At 60.7% G+C, this 15,380-nt stretch carries 14 protein-coding genes; 11 read left to right on the top strand and 3 right to left on the bottom strand.

Annotation, left to right across the window (positions count from 1 at the left end):
- Position 1 precedes the first annotated feature (1 nt).
- The 4 genes from glcF to JL2886_RS08895 all read left to right on the top strand — a co-directional run bounded on the left by glcF (position 2) and on the right by JL2886_RS08895 (position 3,716).
- Positions 2-1,336, top strand: coding sequence for a glycolate oxidase subunit GlcF (gene glcF / locus JL2886_RS08910; RefSeq protein ID WP_065271690.1), 1,335 nt, complete (start codon positions 2-4; stop codon positions 1,334-1,336).
- Positions 1,337-1,467: 131 nt separating this feature from the next.
- Positions 1,468-2,256, top strand: a complete 789-nt coding sequence (locus tag JL2886_RS08905; RefSeq protein ID WP_370570771.1) for a trypsin-like serine peptidase — start codon at positions 1,468-1,470, stop codon at positions 2,254-2,256.
- Positions 2,257-2,425: 169 nt separating this feature from the next.
- The gene (locus tag JL2886_RS08900; protein ID WP_065271688.1) at positions 2,426-2,890 is read left to right on the top strand and encodes an Hsp20 family protein; all 465 of its coding nucleotides are present in this window, start codon (positions 2,426-2,428) and stop codon (positions 2,888-2,890) included.
- A gap of 190 nt (positions 2,891-3,080) precedes the next feature.
- Positions 3,081-3,716 carry a TetR/AcrR family transcriptional regulator gene (locus JL2886_RS08895; RefSeq protein WP_065271687.1) on the top strand — a complete coding sequence of 212 codons (636 nt, stop codon included), beginning with the start codon at positions 3,081-3,083 and terminating at the stop codon, positions 3,714-3,716.
- 24 nt (positions 3,717-3,740) lie between these two features.
- Here the strand turns inward: JL2886_RS08895 and JL2886_RS08890 are convergent, their stop codons facing one another.
- On the bottom strand, positions 3,741-5,216 hold the full coding sequence (locus JL2886_RS08890) for an NAD-dependent succinate-semialdehyde dehydrogenase (protein WP_065271686.1): 1,476 nt from the start codon (positions 5,214-5,216) through the stop codon (positions 3,741-3,743).
- Between the two features lie 211 nt (positions 5,217-5,427).
- On the opposite strand from JL2886_RS08890, the gene JL2886_RS08885 reads away from it, so the two are divergent.
- Together JL2886_RS08885 and JL2886_RS08880 are read left to right on the top strand one after the other, a co-directional pair.
- Entirely contained in the window at positions 5,428-6,213 is a 786-nt protein-coding gene (locus tag JL2886_RS08885; RefSeq protein ID WP_065271685.1) for an alpha/beta hydrolase, read from the top strand.
- A gap of 209 nt (positions 6,214-6,422) precedes the next feature.
- Positions 6,423-7,631 carry an aminopeptidase P family protein gene (locus JL2886_RS08880; RefSeq protein WP_065271684.1) on the top strand — a complete coding sequence of 403 codons (1,209 nt, stop codon included), beginning with the start codon at positions 6,423-6,425 and terminating at the stop codon, positions 7,629-7,631.
- 99 nt (positions 7,632-7,730) lie between these two features.
- On the opposite strand, the gene JL2886_RS08875 is transcribed toward JL2886_RS08880, so the two are convergent.
- Positions 7,731-9,788 (bottom strand): putative bifunctional diguanylate cyclase/phosphodiesterase, encoded by a 2,058-nt coding sequence (locus JL2886_RS08875; protein WP_065271683.1) that lies wholly within the window; start codon positions 9,786-9,788, stop codon positions 7,731-7,733.
- Positions 9,789-10,103: 315 nt separating this feature from the next.
- Between JL2886_RS08875 and pssA the strand changes: the two genes are divergently transcribed.
- From pssA to JL2886_RS08855, 4 genes are all read left to right on the top strand, one after another.
- Positions 10,104-10,847 (top strand): CDP-diacylglycerol--serine O-phosphatidyltransferase, encoded by a 744-nt coding sequence (gene pssA / locus JL2886_RS08870; protein WP_065271682.1) that lies wholly within the window; start codon positions 10,104-10,106, stop codon positions 10,845-10,847.
- 31 nt (positions 10,848-10,878) lie between these two features.
- A complete protein-coding gene (locus tag JL2886_RS08865) occupies positions 10,879-11,502 on the top strand; it encodes a class I SAM-dependent methyltransferase (protein ID WP_065271681.1) in 624 nt (207 codons plus the stop codon).
- A 179-nt stretch (positions 11,503-11,681) separates the two neighbouring features.
- The gene (locus JL2886_RS08860; protein ID WP_065273607.1) at positions 11,682-11,948 is read left to right on the top strand and encodes a hypothetical protein; all 267 of its coding nucleotides are present in this window, start codon (positions 11,682-11,684) and stop codon (positions 11,946-11,948) included.
- A 9-nt stretch (positions 11,949-11,957) separates the two neighbouring features.
- On the top strand, positions 11,958-12,599 hold the full coding sequence (locus JL2886_RS08855) for a DUF1523 family protein (RefSeq protein WP_065271680.1): 642 nt from the start codon (positions 11,958-11,960) through the stop codon (positions 12,597-12,599).
- Positions 12,600-12,649: 50 nt separating this feature from the next.
- Here the strand turns inward: JL2886_RS08855 and JL2886_RS08850 are convergent, their stop codons facing one another.
- A complete protein-coding gene (locus JL2886_RS08850; RefSeq protein ID WP_065271679.1) occupies positions 12,650-14,227 on the bottom strand; it encodes a DUF5928 domain-containing protein in 1,578 nt (525 codons plus the stop codon).
- A gap of 140 nt (positions 14,228-14,367) precedes the next feature.
- Here JL2886_RS08850 and JL2886_RS08845 point away from each other — a divergent pair, with 140 nt between their 5' ends.
- Positions 14,368-15,186, top strand: a complete 819-nt coding sequence (locus JL2886_RS08845) for a sulfotransferase family protein (RefSeq protein ID WP_065271678.1) — start codon at positions 14,368-14,370, stop codon at positions 15,184-15,186.
- The last annotated feature ends 194 nt before the right edge of the window (positions 15,187-15,380 follow it).

The following is a 15,380-nucleotide window of genomic DNA, read 5'->3' as shown; positions in this document are numbered from 1 at the left end:
CATGCAGACTGAATTTACCGAAGACCAACTGAAGGATCCCGGCATTCAGCGCTCGAACGAGATCCTGCGTTCCTGCGTGCATTGCGGATTTTGCACCGCGACCTGTCCGACCTATCAGGTTCTGGGGGATGAGCTCGACAGCCCGCGCGGGCGGATCTACCTGATCAAGGACATGCTGGAAAACAACCGCGTGCCGGATGAAAAGACGGTCAAGCATATCGACCGCTGCCTTTCCTGCCTGGCTTGCATGACCACCTGCCCGTCGGGCGTGCATTACATGCACCTGATTGACCACGCGCGCGCTTATATCGACAAGAATTACAAACGCCCCTTTACCGACCGGGCCCTGCGCTGGGTTCTGGCGCAGATTCTGCCCTATCCGGGCCGATTCCGCCTCGCGCTGTTCGGTGCGAAACTGGCGCGTCCCTTCAAAGGGCTGGTGCCCGATGCGCGGCTTCGGGCGATGCTGGACATGGCGCCAAAGGACATCCCGCCGGTCAGCCGCAACGATGATCCGCAAAGCTTCACCCCCGCAGAGCCGCGCAAGAAGCGCGTGGCGCTGATGACCGGCTGCGCGCAAAAGGCGCTCAATACCGATATCAACGATGCCACCATTCGCCTGCTGACCCGGCTGGGCTGCGAAGTGGTCGTGGCAAAGGGTGCGGGCTGCTGCGGGGCGCTGACCCATCACATGGGCCGTGAGGACGAAAGCCACGCCACCGCGGCCAAGAACATCCGCGCCTGGTGTGCCGAGATCGACGGACAGGGGCTGGATGCCATCGTCATCAACACCTCGGGATGTGGCACCACGGTGAAGGACTACGGCCATATGTTCCGCAATGATGCGCTGGCGGCGGATGCGGCGCGGGTATCGGAACGGGCGATGGATATTTCCGAGCTGCTGATGCAACTCGACCTGCCCGAAGGTGGCGACAAGGGGCTGACCGTTGCCTATCACGCGGCCTGCTCACTGCAGCACGGCCAGCAGATCAAGACGCATCCCAAGACGCTGCTGAAACGCGCCGGTTTCAAGGTTGTGGAGCCTGCCGACAGTCATCTGTGCTGCGGGTCGGCCGGGACCTACAACCTGATGCAGCCCGAGATCTCGGGGCAGTTGAAAGAGCGGAAGGTGAAAACGCTGGAGGCAAAGAACCCCGACCTGATCGCTGCTGGCAATATCGGCTGCATGATGCAGATTGGGTCAGGCACCAAGTTGCCCATCGTACATACGGTTGAGTTATTGGACTGGGCCACGGGTGGTCCGAAACCGCCGGCGATGACCGATGGGAACGGGCATGCCGCCACGGCTGAGGATCAGGTGCCGATCCTGCGCTGATCCCACAGTGGTAAATTTTTTGCGGGGCCGGGCTGTTTCAGCGCGGCCCTTGCCGTATTTTCGCCCCAACAGATACCTATCCTGAAAGCAGGGTGAGCAGGGAGACATGCGTGCGGCATTGGGTTTTCGGGATTTTGGCGGCGCTGCTGCCCGCGTTTGTGGCGGCTGGTGACAGCCGACTTCAGCGGCTCGACACCACGGATGCGGGCCGCGCCTGGGAGGCGGTTGGCCGTCTCGATGTCAATGGTGAAGGCTTCTGCACAGGCTCGCTCATCGCGCCGGATCTGGTCCTGACAGCAGCACATTGTCTGTTTGATGGGCGGACCGGTCAGCGGATCGCCCCAGAGACGATCGAGTTTCTGGCCGGCTGGCGCAATGGCCGCGCCTCGGCCTATCGCTCGGTGCGCCGGGCGGTGATCCACCCCGACTATGTCTATGATGGCGAGGTATCGACCGGGCGGGTGCGCAAGGATATCGCGCTGTTGCAGCTGCAGCGCCCCATCCGCAACACCACCGTTATCCCGTTCGAAACCGACCGGCGCCCGCGCAGGGGGAGCCGGATTGGCGTGGTGTCTTATGCGCATGATCGCTCCGAAGCGCCCTCGCTGCAGGAGGTCTGCGCCGTCACCGCACAGCAGCAGGGGGTTCTTGTGATGTCCTGCGATGTGGATTTCGGCTCCTCCGGAGCGCCGGTGTTTTCCTTTGACGGGAAAACACCACGCATCGTCTCGGTGGTCTCGGCCAAGGCAGAGGTGAACGGCCAGCGGGTGTCGCTTGGCGCGGCGCTGGGCGAGGGGCTGGATCTGTTGCAGGCGCAGCTGACCGGCACCCATATCGGCAGCCGCATGCCGCCCGGTGTGGGCCGGGTTCAGGTCGGCGATGGCCGCCGTACCAGCGGCGCCAAATTCATCCGTCAGTAGGCCTCAGACGGGGCATATTTCCGCGCCCTGCCAACCTCTTGAAACCCACGATGCAGTCCTTATCTCGATTGTGTCGGGTCGCCGCCAAGCGGGGCCCGATGGAAATGAACGCCCTGCCCCAGACGTGGGAGGGCAATGTACATATCGCTCAATGATGAGGATGACACATATGCGTACCTTTGATTTTGCACCGCTGCACCGTGCGACCGTGGGATTTGACCAGATCGCGGACCTGATGGACCGGGTTCTCAGCAACGATGTAAGCCAGCCCAGCTATCCCCCTTACAATATTGAAAAGACCGATGCCGACAGCTATCGCATTTCGATTGCGGTCGCCGGTTTCTCCGAAGCCGACCTCAGCGTCGAGGTGAAGGAGCACGCCCTGGTCGTGTCGGCCCGCAAGGCCGAAGCGGATGAGGACCGGACCTTCCTGCACCGCGGCATCGCCACCCGCGCGTTCGAGCGCCGTTTCACACTGGCCGACCATGTGCGCGTCACCGGCGCCAGCCATGCGGATGGCATGCTGCATATCGACCTGCAGCGCGAAGTGCCCGAGGCCCTGAAACCGCGCCGGATCGAGATCAGCTCTGCCACACCGCAGCGCGCCGAACTGGAAGCGCAGAAGGTCAACTGATCCTTCCCCGCACAGGGTTCTGCCTGCTTTGAAACTCCCCGAGGTCGCCGTCCTACCCGTGGCGGCCTTCCTTCCCCCGTGTCCGGATGCCGGGCGCGGGGGCTTTTGCGTTTGGCGCATCTCACGGTCGAAACTGACCGGATGGTAGGGACCGTCCTTTTCTGCTATCAGAAGCTGGAAAGGAGCCGCCATGCCCCCTGCCTCTCGCCCCGCTGACCGCCCTGCGTCACGATCCGCAAATCGTCCGGACGAATTCGTTCTGGCCGCAACGCAGCTTTTTGCGAACCGGGGCTATCACGGCGCCTCGATCGCCAATATCGCGGATGAGCTGGGGCTGACCAAACAGGCTCTCTTGCACCATTTCGGCAGCAAGGACGCGCTGTATGAGCGGGTGCTGGAAGGGGTAGCGGATCGCATGATGCTGATGCTGATGGAGGCGCAGAACCCCGATGCCGCGCCGGAGCAGCGGCTTGAGACGTTTTTCGAAACCTATCTGAGCGAGGGGCTGCTCAATCCTGTCGACAGCCGCCTGATCCTGCGGGAGCTGCTGGATGACCGACAGGAAGACCAGCCCGCTGAACGCTGGTTCCTGCGGCCCTTTTTGCAGGAACTGGTGGCCATGGTGCAGGATGCACCGGCCTGGCGCGCCGCGCCGCCCGCGGCCGCATTGGCAGCGGTTTGCGATCTGCTGGGGGCGATTAGCTATTTCGCCATGTCGCAACCGGTTCTGCCTCGCCTTCCGGGGCAGGCAGGGGCGGTCGAGGCTTTTCGTGCGCAGATACGAAAAAGGGTCCGCGACCTTGCCGGTCACGGACCCCAGTCCTGATGCTCTGATCCTTTGCGTGCCGGATCAGACCGACATGCAGATGTACTTCATCTCCAGATAATCTTCGATGCCGTGATGGCTGCCTTCGCGCCCGAGGCCCGACTGCTTGACGCCGCCAAAGGGCGCGACCTCGGTCGAGATGATCCCGGTGTTGACGCCGACGATGCCGTATTCCAGCGCCTCGGCCACTTTGTAGACCCGGCTCAGATCCTTGGCGTAGAAATAGGATGCGAGGCCAAAGATGGTGTCATTGGCCATGGCGATGACCTCGTCCTCGTCCTCGAATTTGAACAGCGGCGCCAGCGGGCCGAATGTTTCCTCGGTCGAGAACTGCATATCCGTGGTGGCGCCGGTCACGATGGTCGGCTGGAAGAAGGAGCCGCCCAGCTCGGACGGGGTGCCGCCCAGAATGATCTCGGCGCCCTTGGCCTGCGCGTCGGCCAGATGGGCCTCGACCTTTTCAACGGCCTTGTCGTTGATCAGCGGGCCGAACTGAACGCCGTCCTCAAGACCGTCGCCGACTTTCATCTTGGCAACCGCCTCTTTCAGCTTGGCGGCGAAAGCATCATAGACACCGGCCTGCACGTAGATCCGGTTGGCGCAGACGCAGGTTTGGCCGTTGTTGCGGAACTTGCACATGATCGCGCCTTCGACAGCAGCGTCGAGATCGGCATCGTCAAAGACGATGAAAGGCGCATTGCCACCCAGTTCCATCGAGCATTTCATCACCTGATCCGCCGCTTGGCGCAGCAGCAGACGGCCAACCGGGGTCGAGCCGGTGAAGGTCAGCTTGCGCACCGCCGGGTTCTCACAGAATTCCAGCCCGGTTTCTGGCGCGTCCGAGGTGGTGACCACGTTGAACACACCCGCCGGAATGCCTGCGCGTTCCGCTAGAACCGCCAGCGCGGTGGCCGACAGGGGCGTCAGCTCGGCCGGGCGGGCGACAAAGGCACAGCCTGCGGCCAGCGCCGGACCGGCCTTGCGGGTAATCATCGCGTTGGGAAAGTTCCACGGCGTGATCGAGGCGGCAACCCCGATGGGTTGTTTCAGAACGGTGATCCGCTTGTCCCGCTGATGGCCGGGAATGGTCTCTCCATAGATCCGCTTGGCCTCTTCAGCAAAGAACTCGATGAAAGATGCACCATAGGCAATCTCGCCCTTGGCTTCGGCTAGGGGTTTGCCCATTTCCGCGGTCAGGATGATGCCCAAGTCGTCCTGGTTTTCCATCATCAGGTCAAACCACTTGCGCAAGACATTCGCGCGTTCCTTGCCGGTCCATTTGGCCCAGTCTTTCTGTGCGGCTTCGGCCTGGGCGATGGCACCTGCAACCTGCGCGCGGCTGAGATCGGCAACTTCAGCCACCACATCGCCACGCGCGGGGTTGGTGACAACAAAGGTGCCCTTGTCTCCGTCAACAAACTGGCCGCCCACATAGGCGCGGGTTTCCAGCAGGGTCGGGTCCTTCAAAAGGGACTTCAGCTCGGTGTTCTTGGTCAGCATTGGTGTCTCCCCGGATTATTTGCAGGCATGCAAATCAGCTGGTCATTCATATGTCCAGAACCTTCGATGAGTCCAGAATTTGATCATAAATCTGCCGGACGCTGGTCATAGGCAAAGCAGAAGGGCCGGATGCCGCCGCTTCAGTTAGCTGTTTGACATTGTCCCGCGCAGCCCGTCACTTTGGCAAAAACAACAAACCGGGGAGACTGCCATGGAACTGGACGACGCCTATGCCAACGGAGCCTATATCGCGGGGGCCGATGATTATCCGCCGCGCTGGGATGCCTCGGCCGAGGATTTCCGCAACAGCCTGCACGAGCGCGCCCAGCTCGACATTCCATACGGTCCAGGCGATCGAAACAAGTTCGACCTCTTCCTGCCCGAAGGTACGCCCAAGGGTGTCTTCATCTTCGTGCACGGCGGCTACTGGCTGCGGTTCGACAAAAGCACTTGGTCGCATCTGGCGGTAGGTCCGCTGGCGCATGGCTGGGCCGTGGCAATGCCGTCCTACGACCTGTGCCCCGATGTCTCCATTGCCGATATCACCCGGCAGGTGGCCTCGGCGGTGGTACATATCGCCGAAGAAGTGGACGGCCCCATCGCCCTGGCCGGGCATTCTGCCGGGGGGCATCTGGTCGCCCGCATGCTGGACCGGGCGCTGCTGCCCGAGGATGTAGGCGCGCGCCTGAAAACAGTGATCCCAATTTCGCCGCTGTCGGATCTGCTGCCGCTGTTGCGAACCTCAATGAACAAGCAATTCAAGATGGATGCCGAGGCCGCCAAGGCCGAAAGCCCGGTGGAGATGCAGGACCGCTATGACGTACCGGTCACCGTCTGGGTCGGCGCCGAGGAACGCCCGGCCTTTCTGGATCAGGCGCAATGGCTGACCGATGCCTGGGCGACGGATCACGTCATCGCCTTTGGCAAGCATCATTTCAATGTCATCGACCCATTGGCGGATCCCGACAGCGACTTGGTGGCGCTGATCGTCAATTAGGTAGCCCTGCCGATCTGCGCCGCACCAAGGCACGACCCGGGCAGGGCGGCGCAGAAAACACTTGCCAGCGCTGCGATTCCGCAGCATGTCTGGGATCAGGGCCGGGCGATGGCGTCGCCGCGTGAGGGAGTTCTCACGGGACCCTGACTTAGACACACAATCTGTCCTGTACGCCGGGACCTTTCTTGTAAGCAAAGGAAGGATCCAGCATGACTGCACGTCCTGACATGTACCGTTTTCACAATGGCGAAAAGGCGCCGTTGCAATTCCCCGTGGCCGAGTATGAGGCGCGCATTGCGGGCCTGCGCAAGATCATGGAGCAGGCAGGCGTCACCGCCGCCGTCTTCACGTCGATGCATAATATCTCGTATTATTCGGGGTTTACCTACTGCGCCTTTGGCCGTCCCTACGGTCTTGTGGTGACCGCCGATGCCGCCGTCACCATCAGCGCAGGCATCGACGCGGGCCAGCCCTGGCGCCGCTCTTTCTGCGATAACATCACCTATACCGACTGGCAGCGCGACAATTTCTGGCGTGCGATCCTGTCGGTTTCTGGCCCCTGCGCAACGGTGGGCTACGAGAGCGATCACCTGACCCTGCTGCAAAAGGGCAAGCTCGAAGCCTTTCTGCAACCGGCTGAGATGGTGGATCTTTACGAGCCGACCATGCGCCAGCGCATGCATAAATCCGCTGCCGAGATCGAGATGATCCGCGCCGGTGCCGCAGTGGCCGATGTGGGCGGCTATGCCATCCGCGATGCGATCCGCGAAGGGGTGCGGGAGATCGACGTGGCCATGGCGGGACGCGATGCGATGGAGCTGGAGATCGCCAAACGCTTTCCCGATGCCGAATACCGCGACACCTGGGTCTGGTTCCAGTCGGGCATCAACACTGATGGCGCCCATAACCCGGTGACTGCGCGCAAGCTGCAGCGCGGCGATATCCTGTCGCTGAACACCTTTCCGATGATCTCGGGCTATTACACCGCGCTGGAGCGGACCCTGTTCGTCGGAGAGGTCGATCCCGACAGCCTGAAAGTCTGGGAGGCCAATGTCGCCGCCCATGAATACGGCATCTCGCTGCTGAAATCCGGCGCCAGTTGCGCCGAAATCACCCATAAGATCAACGCCTTCTTCGAAGAACGCGATCTCCTGCAATACCGCACCTTTGGCTACGGGCACTCCTTTGGCGTCCTGTCCCACTACTACGGGCGCGAGGCCGGGCTGGAGCTGCGCGAGGATATCGACACGGTGCTGGAGCCGGGAATGGTCATTTCGATGGAGCCCATGCTGACCATCGCGGAAGACAACCCCGGCGCGGGCGGCTACCGCGAACATGACATCCTGGTGATCACCGAGGATGGCAACGAGAACATCACCGGCTACCCCTACGGGCCGGAGTTCAACGTGGTCGGGTAACGGGGGCCGAAAGGCTCAAGAGTCGGGGGGTGACATCCGGACACCCCCCGTACACAGGCTGTGCAGCCTCTGTTCGGCAGGCAGGCCGCAGTCCAGGGGTTATGCGGCGTTTTTCTCGCCGTCCACTGCCGCATTGCAGGCAATCCGGCGCATGTCGTCCCGGGTCATTGGCTGACCGAAGTAAAAGCCCTGAACCGAGGTGCAGCTTTCTGCGCGCAGGAAGCTGAGTTCGTCTTCGACCTCGACCCCTTCGGCAAGAACCGGAATGTCGAGGGCAGCCCCGAGCAGCAGCGTGGAGCGCACGATGGCGGCACGCTGTGCGTCTTTATGCACGTCCTGAACGAAACTGCGGTCGATCTTGATCTTGTCGAATGGGAAGGTCTGCAACATCGACAGCGACGAATACCCGGTGCCGAAATCATCCATGGCGATGCGAATACTCAGCTCTTTCAGCTTGTGCATCACCTTCAGCGTATGCGCCTGATCGTCGATGATGCTGGCTTCGGTGATTTCCAGTTCAAGGCGCTGCGGGTCGAGGCCGGTCTCGAACAGGTTGTCCATCACGTCTTCGACAAACGAGGGCTGCACCAGCTGTTGCGGCGCCACGTTGACGGCAATGCTGTAGGGGTGATCCCATTGCGCCGCCTCGCGGCAGGCCTCCCGCAGCACCCAGGCGCCGATATCGCGCACCAGACCGGTTTCTTCGGCCACCGGGATGAATTCATCCGGGGACACCCGACCACGCGTCGGATGGTTCCAGCGCAAGAGCACTTCGAACCCCACCGGCGCCAGCGTTTCCAATGTGTTCTGGAGTTGATACACCAGTTCGAATTCATTGTTCTGCAGCGCCAGACGCAGGTCATGCACCAGCTGCGTCTTGTCCCGGCTACGGCGGTCCATTTCCTCGTCGAATTGGCAGATCGGCGTGTCTGCTTCTGACTTGGCCCGATACATCGCCACATCCGATTTATGCAGCAACTGGTTCGGATCACGCCCGTCTTCCAGCGTCGATGCAATCCCGATCGACGCCCCGACCCGCAACGAGACTTCCTCCAGGTCGATGGGCTCTACTATGGCGGCATGTAGACGCTCTGCAAAGCTCTGCACCTCTTCGATGCGGCGGAACCCCAGTTTGATGGCGACAAATTCGTCACCGCCAACCCGCGCGATGTATTCGCCTTCACTCTTTTGCTCATTCAAGCTCTGCGAAACCCGGCGCAATACTGCATCTCCTATCGCATGGCCATGCAGATCGTTCACCTCCTTGAACAGATTGAGGTCGATCGTCAGCACCGCCGCCTTTGCTGTCTCATTTTCGGTCAGCTGCGTCTGCAGGGCATCCAGTTTGCGGGTCAGCCACATCCGGTTGGGCATGCCGGTCAGCGGATCATGCAGGGCCGCGTGGGTGAGTTGGGAACGGGATTCCCCTTCGAGATTGACCTCAATACTCGCAGAAGCGATGGCAATCAGCAGAATGATCCCTGTCACTCCGAAGATCAGCATGGCCATGGCGGTATCCGAAATTGTCTCGGTCGGCACCTCAATTGAGGAATCCAGCCGGATCTCGATGGCGCTCATCCCGGTGAAATGCATAAGACAGATCGCCAGGACCATGGCCCCCGCTGGCCATAGCCGCCCGGCCACCCCGCCCAGGCGTTGGACAATCAAACCATAGCTGAGTGCGCCAAAACCCGCGCCCAGAAGGACAGAGGCCACCAGATGCGGAAGGCTCCAGACAATCGTTCCGGGGAGCAAATAGGCGTTCATGCCAGTGTAATGCATCGCCGTCACGGTCAGCCCGAACACCGCCCCCGCTGCACAGGCCGCAATCCGGCTGCGGGCATAGGCCAGCCCGGTGTTTGCAGCCAGTGAACCGATGACGCCGACCAGAAGCGATACGCCAGTCAGCACCGGTTCATACCCATGCGCATAGCCCGGGTCATAGGACAGCATCGCGATAAAGTGGGTCGACCAGATCGTGGCCCCGGTGATCAAACCGGCAAGGGGCAGCTGAACCAGGCGGCGCATGCCCGTCCACTGGGTCAAACGGGTGGACATATGTGTGGAGAGGACCGAACCGATGACGCAAATAAAAGCAGCCACGGCAACCAGGCCATAAATATGCTCCTGGGTGATACAGTCCAACAGACGATACATGAACCAAGTCCTCGGGTCGTATATGAGATTCAGTCTCTTGTCCCGTTGAACGGTTAACAAAACAACCGTGATTCAGCTCGCCCCAGAGATAACATGAGTATCATTGTAATATTTAAAAAGTGATCATCCGCCATCCTGCCTTGGCGGGCTATGGTGGAAACGGCTCTCCGACCCCTCCCATTGCACGCTCCCTCGCAATCGGGCATAGGAGGGGGAACCCTCCTGTATTGTGCAGGCTGGGGCGGGCAGGGGGCTATGCAGTCCTGTGCCGCCCCAAGGATCCCTAACCGAGCCTTATAGACTGACCTCCGCCCCATGGACGATCTGCCCAAGAAGACCAAGAATGAATTCGCTCTGATCCAGCTTCTCCCCAACATCATGACGGTGGGGGCGATCTGTGCGGGGTTGTCGGCGATCCGGTTCGGGGTGCAGGGCAATTACGTGCTGGCGGTGCAGCTGATCCTGCTGGCGGCGCTGCTGGATGGTCTTGACGGGCGGTTGGCGCGGGCCCTGGGCAGCGACAGCAAGATGGGAGCCGAGCTGGATTCGCTCGCGGATTTCCTGAACTTCGGCGTCGCGGCGCCGCTGGTGATCTATTTCTGGGCCTTGCAGGACATGCGCAGCGCCGGGTGGATTTCGGTGCTGGTGTTCTCGGTCTGTTGCGTGGTGCGGCTGGCGCGGTTCAACGTGGCAGCGAAATCGGATGAGCCGGTCGTGGGCGAACGCCTTGGCTACTTCACCGGCATCCCTTCGCCTGCCGGGGCACTACTGGCGATGCTGCCGATGTTCGTCTCCTTCTCCTTCTCCGGCGGGCTGGTCGTTCCGGATCTGCTGATCTGCTTTCACATGGTTGTCATAGGTTTCCTTATGATCAGTCGCATCCCGACCTGGTCGCCCAAGGCGGTGAAGATCAGCCGGGAGAATGTGAAATACTTCCTGGTGGGCTGTGCCTTTGCCGGGGCGGCGGTTCTGACCTATGCTTGGACGACGCTGGTTGTGTTGTGCCTTGTTTACGTGGTTTTGGTGGTCTGGGGGCTGATCCGAAAGGTACCGGATTGAGCGGGTAACAAGAAAACGGGGAGGCACGGGATTGGAACTGAAGGCGGTTCAATCATCCTACGCGCGCTGGGCGCCAATTTATGACAGGACATTCGGGGCGGTTACCAATGCCGGGCGGCGCCGGGTCGTGAACTATATCACCCGGCGTGGCGGCAGCGTGCTGGAGGTTGGCGTTGGCACCGGGCTGTCGCTGCCACATTACGGCGCGGATCTGCGCGTCACCGGTATCGATTTCAGCACCGAAATGCTGGCCAAGGCAGAAACCCGCGTGGCCGAGATGGATCTGGCCAATGTCGCGGGGCTGCGGCAGATGGATGCGCGTGATCTGGATTTTCCCGATGCCTCCTTTGACACGGTGGCGGCAATGCATGTGCTGTCGGTGGTGCCCGAGCCGCAAAAGGTGATGGCGGAAATCGCCCGGGTGCTGAAACCCGGCGGCGAGGTGGTGATCAGCAACCATTTCAAAAGCACCCAGGGCGTTCTGGCCTCGCTTGAGAAGATATCGGCCCCCTTTGCCAATGTGCTGGGCTGGCATTCCGATTTCGAGATCGGGACCATCCTTGGCGAAGAGACGCTCAGCCTCAAGGAGCAGGAAAGTCTGCCCCCCTTTGGGATGATGACCTTTCTGGTGCTGAAGAAAGCCCGCCAAAACTAAGCCCGTGCCCGAACTGCCCGCTTCGGATGGGCGGCGGGCGCCCCCGCACCCTTGTGCGGTCGGCGGGATTGGCATCGCGGCAAAAACGCTTATGTTCGAAGGGGTAAGCCAGCGCCTTGGCCGGGCTCTGCCGCAGGGCAGCGCCGCAGGCTTGGGCCGCGTTGGGGCTGGGGGCGGTGATGTTAGGCTTTTTTCGGCTGTTTTTCTTTCTGATGATTGGGCTCACGGTGGTTTACGGCGCCGTGTCGCTTTATTCGCGGGAAATGCGCCGGGCCAAGTTGAAACGCCGCTGGGCTGAGAAGGGCTTGACCGGAGATCGCGCGGCCTTCATCCAGCGGGGGTTGCGGCGGTATGACCATTCGTTCCGGCGTCGGCTGATCCTGCTTGTCTATGTGGTGCCGCTGGGGTTGATTGCGACGCTGATCTATATGGTAAATTTCAGATAGGAGGCCTTTATGGGCTACATCAAATGGGGATTTCTGATCACCGTCTGGCTGCTGTTCGGGGCCTTCCTGCACTATACGTTGCCGCAGTATGACGTGGTGCGGATCGTCAACACCTACGAGGAGCGTCAGGAACTGAATGACTGGACGCGGATGTTCTGGTCGACGCCCGACACCCAGTCGACCGAGCAGAGCAACCGGGATGTGCAGTTCATTCAGGCGGTGCGTCCCGATGGCAGCGCGATCGTTTACCGGAACGAGGACACCGGTTGGAACTGGCCGCCCTATTTCAAATTCGACACCGCCAATCTGTATACCGAGGCCAATGACGCGATCTCGAACAAGGCCGCGCCGGAATGGGTGGCGGTGCTGCACTATGGTTGGCGCAACGAATTCCTGTCGGCCTTTCCCAATGCGGTTGGGATCAAACCCGTTGCCGGGCCGGATGACAAACCTCTGAACTGGGTCAGCATTCTGATCCTAGTGCTGATTGCGGCGCTGTTCTGGGCCATCTACGTGCGCTGGCGCCGCTTCCGCCGCAACCGGCTCGACCCGATGATCGATGATGTGGAAGACAGCCTTTATGCCGCTGGCGACGCCATATCAGAGCGCCGCAGCAGGCTGCGCCGCTGGCTTGGTGGCGGCAACAAGTGATCCTGTTCGCCGCGCCGGGGGTGCGGGGTGGCCCTTACGGTTGAGGTCGATTAATCGCTGAACAGATCTGGGTTCTGGCTGATGTCTTTGGCCTGCTCCGCCGTAATGCCAAACACCCTGGCCAGTTTGGCGACCTTGTCTTCTGCAGTGTCCGCCTCGTGCAGGGTAACGAAGGGATCAAACCCGGCATCCCGGATCCGGTCGGTTTCATGCAGGATATCATTGCGGATGGTCGGCAGGATCCGGTCGAGGGTCTGTTTCGGTGTCTGCACTCCGACAAGGCCAGATCGCTGGGCATGGGCGATCAGATATTCATCGGTGAAATCACAATCGAGGTGAAGCACCTGCGTCACTGAGCGGTCAGAGGCGAAGTCATTCATCAGCTCCAGCCCCGAGGGATCTATGCAGACGATCAGCCGGTTGCTGTCGTAATATTCAAACAGCATGCGCATCAGGGCGCGGCGGTGGCGAGTGCGTTTCCACAGCGAGGCTTCGATCCCGCCAAGATCGGGTAAGGGCGTGTCTTCCTCGTGGAAGAGATAGGCGATGGCCGGAACCTCAGTGCGCTCGTTGACTTGCCGGATCAGCCTCTTGGCCACGTGCCATTTCTTGCACACGACCATGGTCAATTCGCGTTCTCGCCCCAGGCTGCTTTCGGTTTCCCAGAACCGCGGTGCAAAGCGGCGTCCGTTGCGACCGCGCTGGGTAAGGAACTGGAACAGGCTGCGCCCCTCGTTCGAGATCTGGAACTCCACGCCCTCGGCCGCGTAGAGCCGCCCGAGACGGCGTTTCAGATCCTTGGCATCCGGGCTGATTTTGCGGGCAAAGAGGAAATCCTGGCTCAGCAGCAGATCGTAGTGATCGTTGTAGAAATTCACCGGCATTCCGTAATCGGTGAACATCAGAAAGGTGAGCGTGCGGCACTGGATCTCATCGCCCGGGATCAGGTGGCGGACCAGCGTCTGGAAAAAGGTCTCATCCGGGATCCATGTGGTGCGGAAGAAGCGGACCACATCGCGCCGCTCCCGCACGAATTGCAGGATCGCCTCAACAGTGCGGCGGCGCAGGCACCACCACTGGCTGCCAATCTGAACCTGAATGTCCGAAGGCACCGCGCGGTGCAGGCGGAGTTTCTTCTGAAGGTTATGACTCCATTCGAACAGAGCCTTGTTCTTGCGTTCGTTGAAGACATGCCGGTAGATCAACCGGTCTTCCTTCATGCCGGTCTTAATCCAGTCGCTTTCGAAGAAATCAAAGCTTTCGATGAAGTCGAAATCGTTCTGATCCAGATAGTCATGCGCGTACTGGGCGGTCTTGATCGCCATGCAATCGCCCGACAGCATGTAGAAATGGGTGGCCCTGGGGAAGTTGTCGGCGGCGGTGCGCATTGCTGCTAGGGTGGCGCGGACCAGCGACCATTCTCCCCAGCCGCATTTGATGCGCCGCCGCGGAAAGCAGACATTGGGATTGTCGTCGAGGGCCGCGCGGATCTTGGCATAGTCTTGATCGCTGGCGCGGCCGTCGAAATGGATCACCATGTAATCGCCGACCGCCGTCAGCCGTTCGGCCTGCTGGATGATCGCCTCGGGGTCCTTATGGCAGAGCAGTATGTATGCAATTTTTGCCATTCTGACGACGGTACGCCCCTGTTTTGCTGGATTGTCTTCTTGATAAAGCTCGGAGCTGTTTGAAGAAACAAGATTATTTGTCTTTTGGTCGCGATGTGGTCATTGTTGCGTCGAGTGGACAGGAACGGAGTTGGTTGCGGATGGGATTCCCAGGAACCTGGATGACCGAGAGTGAAAGCGTGATTTACCGGGTGGTGCCGAAATGCGCCTGTTCGACCATCGGTCAGATACTCTATTATTCCGATCACGGCAGGTTCTTTGAGGGCGATATTCACGATTCAAAGGAAGGCCTGCATAAATGGGCGCAGGAGGTCAGTCAGGAGCCGATCAGCCGCAATGTGCTGGGCCAGCGCACCTATGCCTTCACCTGCGTGCGCAACCCCTATACCCGGGTGCTCAGCTCCTTCTTTGACAAGATCTGCGGCATCCAGCGCAACGGCAAGCGCTATCGTGGCAATCTGGTGCCACGGCTGGTCTATGATTACGGGATCGAGGTCGGCGGCGAGGATGGCCAGCAGGAGTTCGACCAGATCAAGAGCTTCCGGCGGTTCCTTTTATTCGTGCGCGACACCATCCGGTTCCGGCGTCCGATGGAGCCGGATATCCACTGGTCGGCGGCCTCGGGGCATGTGTCGACCTTTATCGTGAATGGCGGACGCTACAACAAGATCATCTGGACCGAGGCCTTTAACGATGGGATGCAGGGCGTTCTGGACGCCATCGAGACGCCGCATCCCGTGGATCTGGCGGCAATCCCGCGCTTCAACGAAAGCGAAGGCCACGGTCCCAAACGCGCGCATCCGGTCGAGGATTACTTCGACGATCTGTCGATGCATCTGATCTATGAGATCTACAAGCGCGACTTCGATCTGTTCAAATACGATTTTGAAAACCCGGCCAACAAGATGCCCATCGGAGAGATCGATCTGGACGAGGTGCACGCCAAGCTGGGCGACTGATCGTGTCTTTGGCAGAAACAGGGGTACTCCCGCCCATCGTCGGGCATTGAAAATGCCCATCCGCTGGTTGGGCGTGGCGCCGCTGGCGCGGCGCGCAGGGGGCTGAGAAGCGGTTGAGGGGCAGGTCTGCCCTCAACGCACCCTATCGATTTTCTTTGGGATGGGCGCGTCAAGGGTGAACCGCGCGGGCCGCG

Origin of the sequence: Phaeobacter gallaeciensis, assembly GCF_001678945.1 — a bacterium.
Lineage (GTDB): Bacteria > Pseudomonadota > Alphaproteobacteria > Rhodobacterales > Rhodobacteraceae > Phycobacter > Phycobacter gallaeciensis_A.
The sequence above is the reverse complement of the archived record's forward strand: the minus strand, read 5'-3'. Positions and strand labels throughout refer to the sequence as shown.

Coding starts and splice junctions, on each gene's coding strand:
- JL2886_RS08885 (WP_065271685.1), top strand. CDS start 5,428: ATGGAACTGGACGACGCCTATGCCAACGGAGCCTATATCGCGGGGGCC.
- JL2886_RS08875 (WP_065271683.1), bottom strand. CDS start 9,788: ATGTATCGTCTGTTGGACTGTATCACCCAGGAGCATATTTATGGCCTG.
- JL2886_RS08850 (WP_065271679.1), bottom strand. CDS start 14,227: ATGGCAAAAATTGCATACATACTGCTCTGCCATAAGGACCCCGAGGCG.
- glcF (WP_065271690.1), top strand. CDS start 2: ATGCAGACTGAATTTACCGAAGACCAACTGAAGGATCCCGGCATTCAG.
- JL2886_RS08855 (WP_065271680.1), top strand. CDS start 11,958: ATGGGCTACATCAAATGGGGATTTCTGATCACCGTCTGGCTGCTGTTC.
- JL2886_RS08900 (WP_065271688.1), top strand. CDS start 2,426: ATGCGTACCTTTGATTTTGCACCGCTGCACCGTGCGACCGTGGGATTT.
- pssA (WP_065271682.1), top strand. CDS start 10,104: ATGGACGATCTGCCCAAGAAGACCAAGAATGAATTCGCTCTGATCCAG.
- JL2886_RS08845 (WP_065271678.1), top strand. CDS start 14,368: ATGGGATTCCCAGGAACCTGGATGACCGAGAGTGAAAGCGTGATTTAC.
- JL2886_RS08880 (WP_065271684.1), top strand. CDS start 6,423: ATGACTGCACGTCCTGACATGTACCGTTTTCACAATGGCGAAAAGGCG.
- JL2886_RS08860 (WP_065273607.1), top strand. CDS start 11,682: ATGTTAGGCTTTTTTCGGCTGTTTTTCTTTCTGATGATTGGGCTCACG.
- JL2886_RS08895 (WP_065271687.1), top strand. CDS start 3,081: ATGCCCCCTGCCTCTCGCCCCGCTGACCGCCCTGCGTCACGATCCGCA.
- JL2886_RS08890 (WP_065271686.1), bottom strand. CDS start 5,216: ATGCTGACCAAGAACACCGAGCTGAAGTCCCTTTTGAAGGACCCGACC.